This window comes from Pseudoalteromonas sp. L1 (genome assembly GCF_021728095.1).
Classification (GTDB): Bacteria; Pseudomonadota; Gammaproteobacteria; order Enterobacterales; family Alteromonadaceae; genus Pseudoalteromonas.
Map to the genome: position 1 here is coordinate 1,279,472 of NZ_JAKKCT010000001.1, position 15,725 is coordinate 1,295,196.

Consider the following 15,725-nt stretch of genomic DNA (forward strand, 5'->3'; position numbering starts at 1 on the left):
CCTAGAACCCGTTAATTTAAACTTGATTCGTCAATTAAGACGCCGCTGGCTAACTGCAAGTTCAGTGTAAAATGTAACAAAATAATAAGTATTAAAATCAAAAATTAATTTCACCATTTTGTAGTAGTGATTTTATGTTCCGAATAACAGATACTAAAGAAAATAATAATCACAAAATACCCGTAAATGGATGTTACAAAAGAAAAAACAACACCTCAGTTAGCAAACAAGTCACCCTTTTTCTTAGACCTATTGCCTGGCAAGCTAATTGATTTACAGTTTAGTAACCCTATTTCTATTCGATTTAAGTTAACACTTGTTGGCTATGAAACCGGAAAGTACTTAATTTTAAAGTGCCCTGCACAAGTTGGTAAAAATGATTTCAAAGATGTGTTAGTTGAAGGCAATGGTGCTATTGTGCGCTACATCGTTGAAGATCAACGCGGTGAGTGTGTCGCTTTCACAACCAATATCATTGCATTAACCGTTCGCCCTGAACGTTTGATGTATTTAGCTTACCCAAAAAATATTGAAAGTCGCCAACTACGTGAAGCAAGCAGGTTACAAACTCATATCCCTGCAAAAATTAGCGTAACCGAAAACCCATCAGATGATGATAAAACATTGTTGCATGGACTGATTATTGATATTTCGCCGACAGGTTGTCGCTTTGCTATCCATGTCAAAACAGGCTTTTTAGCTCTAAAACGTCGCCAAGTCTTTGTACATATCCTTTCCCCGCAAGATAGCTCAACGCAAGTTATTAGGGCATACATTAGAAACAATCAAATGAAAGGCGATCGATTAAATGTTGGTATTGAGTTTGCTGAAGATGAGCAATATAAATTGCACAAGCTACTAGAAGCTTATGCAATTGATATAGATTAAACTAATCTATTGATTTTTAAACTGTTGTTTAGCCTGCTCAACTTGCTCAGCATTAATACCGAGTGACTCGGCTGCATCTTTAATTAGATTCGGCTGTGTCATTACCAGCGCCATTAACTGCTGTAGTTTCTCTGGTGGGATACCAAGTTGTTGTATTTGCGCCATCGCCAACATTGGGTTCTCTAAGAAAGCACTGAACAACGCATGCACTTGTTCGTCACTTACATTATGTTCTTTTAGAGTTTCTATAATCGGGTTCATACTAACCTTTGCTTAGACTTCGAATGTAAAGGAATTATATGGGCGTTTTAGTGTTATTCAACTAATAACACTACTTTGCCTGCGTTTTCGTTGTTATCCAAAATTCGATGCGCTTCACTTGCCTGTGCCCAATTGAGCGTTTTATAGATATTATAATCAAAGCCACCAGCAGCTAATGTGTCATAAAAACGTGAAATAAACTGGTCGCGCAAGGTACGCTTAAATTCATTGCTGCGATTCCTCAGCGTAGAAGCATGAAAAGAAATTCGTTTACTAAGCAATCGAGCGAAATCAACCTCTGCAAAGCGGTTATCTAAAAATGCCAGCATAACTACTTGGCAATCCATGGCTGCAACATGGGCGTTTTTGTTCAAGTAGCTACCAGAGACTGGATCAACAATGGTATTCGCTGTGAGCTCATTGTTTTTCATATACTCGACAAAATCAGTTGTTTTATAATTGATAGCATGATCAGCACCCATTGCTTTTGCATGATGACACTTCTCTTCACTTCCTGCTGTCACCACAACATTCGCACCGATGCTTTTCGCCATTTGAATTGCTGCACCGCCTACCCCACTGGCTCCTGCATGAATAAGTGCAGTGTGTCCTTTTTTAAGACCGCCAAATTGAAACAAGGCAGAATAAGCCGTCAAATAGACCTCACTTATCGCAGCCCCTTGTGCCATGGTCATTGAATCAGCTAAGGGCATTAATTGAGCCGCATCTACCGCTACATATTCGCTATAAGCACCACCTGCACACAAAGTAAAAACCCGCTGATTTAACCAATCTTTAGTCACTTTGCTGCCTTGTTCAACAACCACCCCTGCACATTCAAGCCCCAGTATAGGGCTATCTCCAGCAGGAGCTGGATATTTCCCTTGTCGCTGCATACAGTCAGCACGATTAACACCAACAGCGGCGACCTTAACTAACACTTCGTGTGGTTTTATCTCTGGTGGGTTGATGTGTGCAAAGTGTAAGTTTGAATCTTCGTGCTTTATGTAGCGCATAGCAGCCCCTATTTTGTAATGCGTCGCCATGTTTCGGCTTCAATCAATTTGCCATTTTCGTACAAAGTATGGTGCCAAACATCGCCTTCAACTTTGTAATCAAATGCCATCGTTTTTCCTAATAATGAAGGTACATTACCATACGAAAATGTTTCGATAAATTGTTGCTCTTTAAGAATATATTCACCACCACCAGCATAATGAAACTTGCCATTTTTTTGTGTTATGTAACTAAAATGAGAGTCAGTGATTAATTTTACCGAGCTCAATTCGGGTGCTTTCGCTGTGACATAGCCATCTTCAACAGCGTATTTTCCTTCAATAAACTGCCAGCTGCCAAGTAATGGATTGGCATTCACATTAATACTAAGTAGCAAACTTGCAATAAGCGTTATTTTTTTCATTATCTCTATCCTTGTTTTATGAACTGCTTAGCTTACGCTAGTTCTTTGTTCCAATTAAGGATTTAAGGTTGAGATTTTCTCATCTGCGAGAAACGCCAAGACTGTTTATAAGGATACACATCAAATAGTTGACCATTTTTTATTGCTCTTTGAATATCTTGCCACATGGTTGCGGTAAAAATATCATTGTGGTGATGCTTAAAGAACGAAAACGCGGCTTCATTAGCACTAAAGAATACATTGAATTGACTAGGGAAAATGTCATTATCAGCAATATCAAAATAACTATCACTACTGAGCTCGTCTAACGCATCATCTGTTTGCGGTAATTCTCTAAAGTTACAATCAGTTAATGGGCAAATTTCGTCATAATCATAAAACACCACTCTCCCCCATCGCGTCACACCAAAGTTCTTCATCAACATATCTCCAGGGAAGATATTCGCACCGGCAAGCTCCTTAATTGCTTTCCCGTAATCGTTCATCACCTGTTCGAGCTTTCGCTCATCGCATTGTTTAATATATAAATTTAGCGGTGTCATTTTGCGCTCTACGTAAACATGACGAAGGATGAGTGCATTGCCTGACATGACTAAACTATCACCGATTTGCTGCTGCATTGTTTGTAATAGTTCATCACTAAAACGGCTTAAGTCAAAAGCAAGGTAACGAAATTCATGTGTATCAACCAGGCGACCCACACGATCTGCTTGTTTTACATAATCGTATTTCGCCATGACTTGCTTTTTAGTGGCTGTTTTTGGTGCATTGAACTTATCTTTTATTACTTTATAAACGTAATCTGAGCAAGGTGTTGTAAACACTAACATCACCATCCCAGGTGTGCCTGGGGCAATAACATATTTATCATCACTAGGACTGCTGCGAGTCGTATCCACTTTGTAACGATAGAACTCTGTTTTTGCGTGTTTAATAAATCCTATCGCATTGAACAGTTCAAAACGTTGCTTGTGAGGCATTAACACACTTAAGTAATCAACGTAACGAGCTGGCTGGTCCGTATCCACCATAAAATAAGTGCGTGCAAAACCAAAAAGTAAGCTCAGTTGGTCAGCTCCCATCATCACAGCATCAATCTCAAGGCCCCGCTCTGTATTCAATAGAGCAATGGCAAATGGCATGTTATCGCCATTTTTTGCAATGCATCGCCCTATTATGTAGCACGCTTTATTTCTGAAAAATAAGGAGTTGGCATACTCAATGTAACCATCGTTAAGAGTGAGTAATTGATATACTTGTGGGCATTGATGTTTGGCGCCTGCAATCAATGTGCGCTGCAAAAGCGCTACATCATCGTCAAAGTTTGCATAGCCAACTCGAAATACATGGCGCTTAATTAATGACGAAACAGCCTCATCGAAACCATCTTTGAGTGAGATGCGACTCACTAAAGAATCAAATGGTCTAGGCCCTAATCGATAACGAGCCTTTAAAACAAATAAATGAACATTACGGATCTTTCGAGAGTCCCAAATAGCGCCAAATGTCGAATTAAAAAATGTGTGAGCAATAGGTTGATTTTCATGGTTTTGTACCATCTCACCATAAATCTGTTTCGCTAAAAGCCAAAGTGCAGGGTCATCCACTTCACTGTATGCAATGATTTTTACCGCGCTGCTGACTTTACTCACTTGCCCTTCGTAGACTTGTAAGCGTAACTTCATCATCTGTTGAACTTGCTGCCATTGGCACTGCTCAAAACGACTTTGTGCACCTAATGTAATATTTAAAAACTCCGCAAACATAGCTTCAAAGCCAGCGAATACTGCACGTGCAAGCTTAGTGGCTATAACCTGTGTTAATTGCTCTGATTGCGCTTTTTGTTGTATAACTTCATTTGGCATTATTAATGTCGCTTATACTGATTATTTTAATGGTGCTGTTTACACACCATAGCAAGCACGCTTTAATTTAGATAATTAATAGCAAGAATAAATAAGATTGATCAGATGAATATTAGGCATGTTGACCTCAACCTTTTGGTATACCTAAATGTGCTCATCGACGAGCAAAGTGTGTCTAAGGCAGCAAATAAACTTGCCTTAACACAACCAGCGATGAGTAATGCACTTAAACGACTGCGTGATTTATTTGATGACCCACTATTAGTGCGAGCTGCAGGTACAATGACGCCAACAGCAAAAGCCCTAAGTCTTAAGCCTGAAATAGAGTCCTTGCTAAAAATGGCAGAAGAAATTACTCAACCAAGTGAACAGTTTGATCCAAGTAGCGCCACTATAACCTTTCGTATTATGGCCAATGATTATCTAGAATCAACATTAATAGCCCCATTTATTACAAACCAGTTAGCGCAGAATCCGGGGCTTAATTTCGATATTTTGAGCCCCAGTGACGTAACCCTACAAGACATGGAAAAAGGCACTATCGATTTAGCGATTAACCGCTTTAACGGCCTTCCTCGCTCTTTTCATCAAGCCAGTGTTTGGCGTGATAATTACTGCTGCTTGAGCCATCCCGAAAACCCTTATTTACTCACACAGTCACTTGAGAGCTACCTAAAACAAGAGCATATATGGGTAAACCGTGCAGGCTGGGGCGCAGAAACAGCAGTAACAAATAAATCAGGCAGCCAAAAACTAGGTTGGGTTGATGAAGCGTTATGGCAATTAGAACAAACTCGCAATATTCGTGTATTTACCCGCCATTACATGGTTGCAAGTTTATTGTGCCAATCAAAAAACCTCATCGCGACCCTGCCACGTCGACAAGCCATGTTATTAACAAAACATACTGATTTAGTAATAAGCCCTGTGCCATTTCAAATCGTACCAATTGAAGTGAAAATGCTGTGGAGCCCGCTACTACATCATTCAAACCCACATCAATGGCTGCGCAGAGAGCTTATTGCTTTTGCAAGCACAGTGGCAGATCGATAAAACCACCGCAATATTGATAAAATCAATATCAGTTATTGAAAACAACAATTTCATAAATAATGATTGAGCCGCTAGAGTGAAGTTAAGCACATAAACAAAGAGAAGATGATTATGGAAACTTCAGCGCAATTCACTCAACAGGACGGCCTTTACATTAATGGTCAATTACACGCATTCATCGAGCAGCAGCTTTGTAAGAAAAGTGACCTAGCTTGTGAAGATATATATCAAACACTTGCCACTATGGTTGATGAGTTTGGTTGTCAATGTCGTAAAACTAAGCATCAAGAAGATGATGCTTTACAAGCAGACACATTATTAAAAGCGTATAGCACAGTACATACACACCCACACTGCCATGTTGATGCACAAACAACGACGGCGGTTCTTGACGAATATTGCTGCCAAGTGCCTGCTATTTTAGTGGTTGCTTTAATGGACACACTAACAGGCATAACAAGCAATGAGCCAGGTGCTGAGCGTATTTATCAACGTGCAGCTGAACTCACAGGAAAACCCTGTGTCTATGCAGTTAAAAGCGCCAATGCCGCTTAATATGTTTATTTATTTGAATTACTTATTCGAGCGATGATGCTTTTTGCAAAGTCACTGCAACTAAGCATCGTCGCACCGGCCGAATGAGTCGCCAAATCAAAAGTCATTTCATTCGCAGCCAAAGTAGACTCTAATGCCAGCTCTATTTTATCTGCCGCTTCATGCCATTTCATAAACCGTAACATCATCACTGCACTCAAAATGCTGCTTGTCGGATTTGCACTATTCTCACCAGCAATACGATTAAAGGTACCATGGGTAGGTTCAAAAAATGCCACGTCGTTGTTTAAATTTGCCGCAGGCATAATGCCAACTCCCCCTACTTGTGCAGTTAACATATCTGCTAAGTAATCGCCGTTTTGATTCGTTGTAACAACCACATCAAATTGCTCTGGGGTCAGTAAGGCTTGTTGCAACATATTATCAGCAATTACTTCTTTAATAATTAAATCATTTGAGCCATCGCGTTTGATAACTAACCAACGACCATTTTCGTGAGGAAGCGCGTTAAATTCTTGCTCAGCAAGACCAAACGCCCATCGTTTAAAGGCACCATCGGTAAATTTAAGCACATTTCCTTTATGCACCACCGTCAATGAATCGCTTTTTTGTTGGAGTGCATAATTAACGGCATAACGCATCAAACGCTCAGCCCCGTCTTTTGAACTATTCTTGATACCAATGCCACACTGTGTGTCAAATCTCAGCCGAGTTACTCCCATTTCTTGACACAAAAAATCAAGCATGCGTTCGTTATCAACGCTTCCTGCCTGCCATTCAATTCCCGAATACACATCTTCAGAACTATCACGGATGACTGTTATGTTGGTTTTCTCAGGCTCTTTTAAGGGCGAAGGAAGACGTGAATAGCTGCGAATTGGCCGCATATTAACGAACAAATCCATTTCATGGCGAAGCGCCACATTTAAAGAGCGAAAACCTCCGCCAAGAGGCGTTGTTAAAGGGCCTTTAATCGCTATTTTGTATTGTCTAACGGCGTGCAAGGTTTCTTGGGGAAACCAATCGCCATCATACAGTGCAGCCGCTTTCTCACCATTAAACACTTCCATCCAATGAATTTTCTTTTCATTGTGATAAGCATGAGAAACCGCAGAATCAACAACTCTGCGCATCACAGGAGTAATATCCTGCCCCACTCCATCACCTTCTATATAAGCAACAATAGGATCTGAAGGAATATGCCATACACCAGATGAGTCAATCGTGATTTGCTCTCCCTGCTCGGGGATGGAAATGTGTTGATACGACATATTCGCTTTCTTTTTGATTATTATTTAAGGGTATTAATAGCAACGATTTACCTCACTGTCTGCGCCTGTGCGCGAATAGTCAATATTCAAGGCATTAATAATTCACTTTAGTGATTTCATCTTGCATGGCGCAAAACAAAGAGGTAAAGAGCTGCGCATCTAAAGTCACCGTGTCATTTTTAAGCGCCGTATCCACCGCCACGGCTTTCACATATAGTTGCTCACATTCAAACATATTAGCAGCGCCTTTTAACATGTGAACATTTTTACTCAAGCCATCAATATCCATAACTTTGTACTGCTCACGCATTTCTCGATACTGATCCTCAAGCCCTTTTATATAATCATCTTTTAAAACTTGAAACTCTTTATCTGGTAATTTGATATCGCTTAATTCGTCGCAGTCCAAATAGCTGGAAATTTGATGGCTAAAAGCATTTCGATCTATCGGCTTTGCGATTAAATCAACAAAACCTTGCTTCATATAACGCTCAATTTCATGTTTCATCGTATTTGCAGTCAGTGCAATAATAGGTGCTGTCACCCCTGTTGCTTGCATCATTTGTAATGCTTCTTGACCGTCCATTATTGGCATTTGTATATCCAATAAAATTAAATCAAAGGTATTTTCTAAGGTTTGTTGGACAGCATCTTTACCATTTTCTACCGTGGTTACTGTCAAGCCCATCCGCTCTAGAATTCGTGCAATTAAACGCCTATTATCTGGATGATCTTCAGCGAGAAGTACATGACCTTTTAAATTTTCTGGTTCATCTAATTTACAAAATGGCGATGTTTCTACCAGTCTGACTTCACTAATATTATTTAGCCAACGTGTTTTTTCTGTTTTGTAGACTGCCATCGACAATATAAATTCACTGCCTGAACCAACATGGCTCTTAACACTAATGTCGCCATCGAGTTTTGCTGCTAAACTTTTCGAAATATTTAAACCTAGCCCTGTCCCACCATACTGACGTGAGATAGACGAGTCAGCTTGGTAAAACGCACTAAATAGTGATTCTTGCTCTGCATCAGTCATACCAATACCTGTGTCTTTAACACTGATAGCAAGAATATCGTTATCACAACTTACCGACAGCGTAATACGCCCCACTTGCGTAAATTTGAGCGCATTAGTTGTTAGGTTTAACAAGATCTGTCTTAACCGGCTTGGATCAGTGACAATGTAATCAGGTAAGGGAAATTGATAATCAACGCTAAATTTAAGGCCTTTATCACGAATTTGTTTACCTATAAGGGATTCAATATTGGCAATTGTGGCAAATAAGTCCGTTTCTATCAGTTCAATCTCAAGTTTGTTAGCCTCAATTTTTGACATATCTAAAATATCATTAATTAAACCAAGTACATGCCGACTATTTTGTAAAATAACCCCAATACCATGGTTACGTTCATGGGGTTTTATATCACCGAGCATTATGCCGTCGGCATAACCAATAATAGAGGTCATGGGCGTACGAATTTCGTGGCTAATATTAGCGAGAAAACGGCTTTTCGCTTGGTTAGCATCGCGCAATTCATCAGCAAGTTGTTCAAGCTCTAATGTTCGAGAGTGCACTTTTTCTTCTAAGTTTTTGGTCAGTTCAACATTATCATCGTGCAGTAGCCTAAATTTATCAGCAACAGCAAAAGCCAGTAACATAGCATCCATCGCCGTGCCAATTAGGCCGATCAAATATAAGTTAACTGTTGTAGCAGGCAACAAGCCAAGGTTAGTTAAATTACCAACCATATTTGGTAGCATCATCGCAAGATAGGCCAACACAAAGTAACGTGCAGGTTTAAATCCTTTAAGCATACAGCGAACACCAATGTATAAACCCAAACACAGTGCAATACCCGTGACCACTGTAGACCAGTAGAAACCAAAGCTTGGCCATAAAATACAAAAAGGAATACCGAGTGTCGCAATAACACCCACAGTCATTGATAGCTGTGCAAGCTTTGGAAAAGTCTCTTTTAATTTCAGTAGGTTATTATAAAACAATATATTTGTGAGTGGCGTTAGTGCGAAACCGAGCCAATGCAAATGAGGGTTGTAATAGCCAAATAATTGGTCAGATATATGAAAAAAATGACTCCACGCGAACACCCACGAAGTAGTAAAGAGCGCATAATAAAGGTGAGTGATATCTCTGGAAACAAGGTAAATTAATAAATTATATAAGCCAAGCGCAATGCCCACTCCAAAGCACAGCATCATCACCATATTCTCTACAGTGATAGTATCAAAATAACTCTGGTACGGTGTTAACACAAGTTTAGCAGGCGTATAAAAATAATCACTTTCAAAGTAAGTAATCAATACATACTGCTTTCCCTTTTCTAGGGTTAGCCGATTACCATAATGGAATGCAAACTCATTTCTCTCGACACCTCCTGTAAGATAGTGCTGAACAGGTTTACTAGGATCCGTTAGGTCATAGACACGACTTTCAATTTTCGACACAAGCGTATTGTAAGGATAGAGCACCAAATCTTCTCGATTACTTTGGTTATCTATCTTAACGATTAGCCAATAACTTCCCCCCACCGAACTGATGCGAGATTGAGGTGTTTTACTTGCCTGCCATTCGTTAATGTTAGCCGCTGACTGAGGAAACATATTATCGTTTGCCATGAGCACTTGCCCAACATCATGCAAATTCTGCTCAGCTGAGTCATCTGTATAAACATAAATTTGCGCAGCATTGGCCGAAAACATCATGCAAAGAAGAAAAAGCAGACTGCCTACATAGAACTTAAATCTCATTCATCTATCTCAATTAAGCAAGAACAACTAGATTAAAAATGATAGGCAACATCGAAACCATAACGACGCCCCTCACCTTTGAAATCTTCTAACATGCCCAAGAACGAGCTTAAATCGAACTTCAGTTGGCTATGCTCAGTATCAAATAGGTTTTTCCCCCACAAGATAAATGACCAATTATCAACACCATATTTCAAGTTAGCATTTACGATACTAAAACCTTCTTGGTGCGCATAAGGATTCATATTCTGATCAAAGTAAAAGTCAGACTGATAATCGTAACTTAAAGAAGCCGTAAGTGGGTTGTTGGCTATATAAGTATCATATTGCAGGCTTGCGGCAACATTCCATTTAGATGTAAAAGGCAAGCGGTTATCAGTAATACTATTTCCGAGTGGATCAACATACTCTTCAAATTCAGCATGCGGAATATAGCCTATCGTTAAAACCAAGGCTAAATCATTGTGTGGCTGGTAATAAACTTCGCTTTCAAGACCATAAATAATTGAGTTACCGACGTTTTCAAGCAATTGCACGGGTGGCATTTGCGGTGTTTCTGACGGTTGATTCATAAATACTTGCTGATCATTGTAATCATAATAAAAACCAGCCCAGTTCATTCTCAAGTTCTGCTTCGGCCACCATGATTTTAAACCCACTTCATGGGCATTCAGTCGCTCTTTGCCATAATTAGCTAAAATAGCTTGCTCTTCTGACGATAAAAACCCGCCATTATAGCCACCACTTTTACTCCCATTGGCAAACCGATAATACATATTAGTTGCATCGCTGAGCGCATAGTTGATTGTAAGTTGCCCTGTTACACCGTTGTCAGATTGAGAGTCAGCAACCTCATAAAAAGGCACATTAACTCCCTCTAGATTGGTAGGGTCTATCACAGTATTTAAGGTTGCCACGGAGTTATAATCGAGTGATTCGTAGTCGTACCTCAGTCCTGCACTTATTGTCCAGCGTGTAGCAAACGGTACTTCTATCTGGCTAAAAAGCGCAAGGTTTTGCATACTAATTTCGTTATCGTAGATAAACGTTGCCGTTAAGTTGCTAGGTAAAATGCCGCGCAGATCGCGTAAAATATCGTTAAGATTGTCCTGTTCTATGTTTTCATCTGCAAAGTAGACACCACTGGTGAGCGTGTAGTTTTCAAATTCATTTAGTAGCCTAAACTCTTGGCTAAATAGCTGAGTATCTAAACCTAACACCCCTTCGCATAAACGAGCTGGGGAGCCATCACAGTTAAATGCATGGCTGCGTTCTAAATCGTTAAAACTAGACAGTGAAGTAAACGTACTTTGCTCACTAAGATGCCAATTCACTTCCCCAATAAAGCCATAACCATCCGAGCTGTGTGGTGAATCGTTATTTACACTCACAGTAAAAAAGTCGTCACTGCCATCATTAAAACCAAAACTATCAAAACAACGCGTTGAGCCTGCATCGCTAGGGGAACATAATTCACCAGTGAGTGGGTTAGCTACAATGCCAATATTACCAACAGGTTGTACAATTCCATCCCAATCTTCGATGTGTGCTTGTAAGTACACATCAACATTGTCCCATTGCGTTAAAAATGACACACGGGCATTTTTTTGCTCCATTCCCGCTTCGGGTGAATCACTGAAAATATTTTCTGTGGAATAGTCATAATCTTGATAATTAACAGCAAAGCGTAGCGCACTTGTATCACTAACTTGCTGATTCCAAATACCATCAATACTGGTCGCATTATTATTGGCTATGCCAAGCGTTAGTGCGCCGTAGCTATCAAACTCTGGGCGATTAGTACGGATCAGAATTGCCCCACCGGTGGAGTTACGTCCAAATAGCGTACCTTGTGGACCTCGAAGTATATCGAGCTGGTCTATGTCATATAAATTAATGATTTGGTTATTGGCAGACCCAACTGCTACGCCATCTAAATACATGCCCACAGGTGAGGTGTTGGCGGTATTATAATCAAGCAAACCCACCCCTCGTATACTTACAGCCGGTGGCGTGCCCTCAGCAGCGTTCTGAGTAATTTTTACATTGGGCGCAAATAAGGCGATTTCAGTCGAATCTTTAAAATGTTGATTCTTTAATTTTTGGCCACTCACTTGGCTAACAGCAACGCCCACGTCTTCAATTGCTTGAGGACGCTTTTGCGCATAAACACTGATAACTTCCATGTCTTTTTCAGTCTCAGACCCAAAAGCAACTACATTAGTTGCTCCACTACCTAGCAATAAAACGAGTAATTTAGGGCCAATAAGATAACGACGCTTCATATTGGTCAGACCTTAAAAGAGGGAAACTTGTTAAATTCTTGTAATTAACGTAAGTATAGACCATATAAAAGACTAAAGTCGCATAATTCACACATAATTTATGAAATATCAAACTATTTAGCCCTCATTTAATGTTCTTATCTGTTTTTTCAAATGCATACTCACCACTAATAGTTTCTGGATAACCGCATAACGACCTTGAGGTTTGCATTCCGGCCATCACAGCCGCTTCAACACAGCCCGCATTAACACCTGTTTTAATCCAGTCTCCTGTAATTCTTAAATTATTAAACACAGTGCCATCAGTGGCTAAGCGGTATTGGCTAGACCCTGTCACCGACAAAACATAACGCTCACTGGGGTCAATATTTGCCCGCCAGTACTGTTGCTCGAATACAGGTAAAATACTGCTTGGGTCATTAAAAAAGACTTGCCAATCAAACTGATTATTACTGTCGTATGCTTTTGGCCATAATGCTGACATATCAAGGTTGAATAAATTTTTCATATTCGCTTTAACAGCTTCTTTCATTTTAATTGGAAACTGATGATTTGTTGCTGCTGGGTAGCTGTGGCAGCTCAGTGCACTACAAAAGTAAGCGATATTTACAGGAGCGTTATTCTTTGGCCAGTCTTCTTTATCGATTAAATTAGCCATCGCTGCCCATGTATCGAATGGCTCAACAAAACCACTAAGAATCGGATTCTCTTTACTCGGTACGGTGTAATCAAACCCTAGCTGCTGGTCAGTTTTATTTAACCATACCTGACAAGCTTGTGTGGCGACACTTTTTACCTGCTGCGATTGCTTTGCTAAATTGCTATCTAACTCAATTAACTCACTTGCAATATGCTCAAGTGACGCAACTGACACGCCTAAAATAAGTGTATCGAAATCAACCCCATGAGTTAATTTAATACTAGGGAGTGGTTTCTTAAACTGCTCTTCATACACCTCAGGCCAAGGAGTCCAGAAAGACTCTAAGTTTATTTGGTGTTCCTGAAGCAAATGGGCCTGACTTGACTCTATTTGTGAAAAAATAGGTTCACTTGGCCAGCACGGTAAACCTTTAACGTCAACTAAAGGTTCATATTCTTCTACTGATAACTTAACTTGTTGGCATAACTCAACCTTTGAAACAACCGCCTTTCCCTGTGTGTCCTGACCAGCTTCAAGATTGGTGAGTTGGTGAAAAAATTTAAATTTCACACCTCGTTCTTTCAATAGCTCGTACACTGGTGCAAAAATCACATCCCCCATCCCAGCTTGCATCTTCCACATTACTCCGCCTTTATAACAAAGACCTATCCGCAACATGGCAAGTGCAGCCACACCAGCTTCAACATTGGGTTTATTAAAATCACCTTCTGGATAGGCAAAAACCAAATCGTAAAAGCCTCTAATTGGTGCTGAGTTCACACTATAGGTTTTATTGGCGCCATTTTTCTCAAGCCATTGTCGGAAGTCGTAACAATTAATAACGGCGAAACCATCGCGATAAACTTTGTCTTTTATAAGCCCTGTTAGCATTGCAATCGCTAAATCTGCACTAATAAAAAGTCGACGTAGTTCTGGGCTGTCATCCAATAAATCAATCACTTGGGCTTTAAACCAACGTTTCAGTTTTCGTACGATATACCAGATAACTAAACGATCGGCTTGTTTGTCGGTGTGCGTTGTTTGTTGCGAAGAAAATTGCAGTAAATGCGTCAATAGCGAGCGAGGACTTGAGATAATCTCGCCAGCACCTGACTCAATATCATTAATAAATTGCTCAGCACTACTTAGCGTATGGTCAATATTGGTTTTAATTTCCTGATACATGTATTTAAGTAATGATTGATCCCGCGATTTTTTTGTCACCAATCTTGTTTCAGCGTGATGTTGTTCGCATATCTCTTCAATGTCTTCAGTCCACTTTTTTAACCAAGCCAAAGTCATGGTTACAAAATCCCACACAGTGATGTCTAAACTTCCATCCGCAGGGTTGCCTGCAACTGTCGGAAAATCAATTGGCCACGTTTGCCACTCGTTATCAATGTACTCTTGCAGGGCAATAAAGCTATGGGGTTTAAATGCTTCTTGCCATGTAGCAAGTGGACGTGTAGCTGGCCTGTTTAATGAGTTATACACTCCTTGCAAAGTACGAAAACTATTTACATATGCACCAAACCAAACATGCAATCCATGCTCTTCAATACGCTCTGCAAAATGGCTATTGCGCCCACTCGCGCCCTTGCCACCTAATCGCCAACCTTGTTGATAAACTGTAATTTCACGCTTTTGTTGCCAATCAGCCTGCTCAGTTAGGTAAACTGCAGCTGTCATTGCAGCTACTCCTCCACCCACTATGGTAATTTTTTCTTTTTGCATACTCTTCCCTTACGCAGATAAAATTTCAGTTGCGCCAAGTTGATCAAAGTCCATGCTGACGTAAAACGGTAGGTGTACGGCTTGTTTACCAAGAGCAATACCAAACATATCGTTTAGTGGAAAGCTCGCTAAAAAATTAACATCGAGGCTGTAATCATTTTTTAAAAGCGTTAGCTGATGAATTTTTTTTATCACTGAAGGTGAGTGGACAACGGCTTTATAAACAGAATTTTCACCCTCACCATCAGGAAATTGTTTGTATAAAATTTGGTCCATTTGAGGGTGAATGAAACCATCAAGTAATTGCTTTAACAGGGATAAATCAATCCCTTTATAGTCATCACTTAAAACCGAGGCGACACGCTCTGCAAATTGCTCCACATTATCTAACAAACTCTCGGGCTTTTGCTTTATCACTCGCGTGATAGTGAGCAACTCATGCTGAGCTAACATGGAGTCACGCGAAAACTTCTCAAAACACTGCAAGGAAACCGAGAATCGCCCGCTATCATCAATGTTACTGGGCATTTCATAGTCACACAGATATTTATTGTATCCCCACGTTTCACGACCATTGATCAGCGCATAAACATTATTCACACTAATAAATGCAGGGTACCAATACAGGTAGCTAATATCGCCATCTAACATTTTAGCGACAGGCAACCAAATGATAATATCCGTTTCTTGCATCCAGCCATGTTCAGAAAACGGTGCTGCAAGTGACGATATTTTTTCTATATCGGTGAATGTGAGTAAGCAGGTTTCCCCTAAAACATTAAACGTTGTCGAGTCATTGGCAAGTGTATTAAGCGTGGCATCGACATACTGCTGCATTTTTTGCTCAGAAGCGGAAACAAAAAAGCCATACATGCTCGCATTGAGCATTCTGCATGGAGGTTTAGCTACAGGGTTAGATAAAAAGTGGCTGTATGTTTGATTTGTAGACATAGTAATTACTTTAATTATTATTTAGT

Annotated in this window: 12 protein-coding genes; 3 read left to right on the forward strand and 9 right to left on the reverse strand. The window is 40.1% G+C overall.

Translation table 11 applies throughout. The features are described 5' to 3' along the window. Positions 1-186: 186 nt before the first annotated feature. A complete protein-coding gene (locus L3V38_RS05950; protein WP_237118706.1) occupies positions 187-888 on the forward strand; it encodes a PilZ domain-containing protein in 702 nt (233 codons plus the stop codon). Between the two features lie 6 nt (positions 889-894). On the opposite strand, the gene L3V38_RS05955 is transcribed toward L3V38_RS05950, so the two are convergent. From L3V38_RS05955 to aceK, 4 genes are all read right to left on the reverse strand, one after another. Further along, complete coding sequence (locus L3V38_RS05955) at positions 895-1,149, reverse strand: DUF2999 family protein (RefSeq protein ID WP_130149691.1); 255 nt, start codon at positions 1,147-1,149, stop codon at positions 895-897. A gap of 53 nt (positions 1,150-1,202) precedes the next feature. After that, the gene (locus L3V38_RS05960; RefSeq protein WP_237118707.1) at positions 1,203-2,165 is read right to left on the reverse strand and encodes a zinc-binding dehydrogenase; all 963 of its coding nucleotides are present in this window, start codon (positions 2,163-2,165) and stop codon (positions 1,203-1,205) included. A gap of 8 nt (positions 2,166-2,173) precedes the next feature. Next, a complete protein-coding gene (locus L3V38_RS05965; protein WP_165381453.1) occupies positions 2,174-2,569 on the reverse strand; it encodes a hypothetical protein in 396 nt (131 codons plus the stop codon). Between the two features lie 62 nt (positions 2,570-2,631). Continuing rightward, positions 2,632-4,434, reverse strand: coding sequence for a bifunctional isocitrate dehydrogenase kinase/phosphatase (gene aceK, locus L3V38_RS05970; protein WP_237118708.1), 1,803 nt, complete (start codon positions 4,432-4,434; stop codon positions 2,632-2,634). Between the two features lie 105 nt (positions 4,435-4,539). On the opposite strand from aceK, the gene L3V38_RS05975 reads away from it, so the two are divergent. Both L3V38_RS05975 and L3V38_RS05980 read left to right on the forward strand, forming a co-directional pair. Then, positions 4,540-5,487, forward strand: coding sequence for a LysR family transcriptional regulator (locus L3V38_RS05975; protein ID WP_130149688.1), 948 nt, complete (start codon positions 4,540-4,542; stop codon positions 5,485-5,487). A 111-nt stretch (positions 5,488-5,598) separates the two neighbouring features. After that, a complete protein-coding gene (locus L3V38_RS05980; protein ID WP_237118709.1) occupies positions 5,599-6,042 on the forward strand; it encodes a hypothetical protein in 444 nt (147 codons plus the stop codon). 5 nt (positions 6,043-6,047) lie between these two features. Here the strand turns inward: L3V38_RS05980 and icd are convergent, their stop codons facing one another. From icd to L3V38_RS06005, 5 genes are all read right to left on the reverse strand, one after another. Further along, the gene (icd, locus tag L3V38_RS05985) at positions 6,048-7,313 is read right to left on the reverse strand and encodes an NADP-dependent isocitrate dehydrogenase (RefSeq protein WP_237118710.1); all 1,266 of its coding nucleotides are present in this window, start codon (positions 7,311-7,313) and stop codon (positions 6,048-6,050) included. Between the two features lie 94 nt (positions 7,314-7,407). Next, positions 7,408-10,044: a 7TM diverse intracellular signaling domain-containing protein gene (locus L3V38_RS05990; RefSeq protein ID WP_237118772.1), complete on the reverse strand. Its 2,637-nt coding sequence runs from the start codon at positions 10,042-10,044 to the stop codon at positions 7,408-7,410. A gap of 77 nt (positions 10,045-10,121) precedes the next feature. Then, complete coding sequence (locus tag L3V38_RS05995; protein WP_237118711.1) at positions 10,122-12,374, reverse strand: TonB-dependent receptor; 2,253 nt, start codon at positions 12,372-12,374, stop codon at positions 10,122-10,124. A gap of 124 nt (positions 12,375-12,498) precedes the next feature. Beyond that, positions 12,499-14,748, reverse strand: coding sequence for an NAD(P)-binding protein (locus L3V38_RS06000; RefSeq protein ID WP_237118712.1), 2,250 nt, complete (start codon positions 14,746-14,748; stop codon positions 12,499-12,501). A gap of 9 nt (positions 14,749-14,757) precedes the next feature. Beyond that, positions 14,758-15,699 (reverse strand): acetoacetate decarboxylase family protein, encoded by a 942-nt coding sequence (locus L3V38_RS06005; protein WP_237118713.1) that lies wholly within the window; start codon positions 15,697-15,699, stop codon positions 14,758-14,760. Between the last annotated feature and the right edge of the window lie 26 nt (positions 15,700-15,725).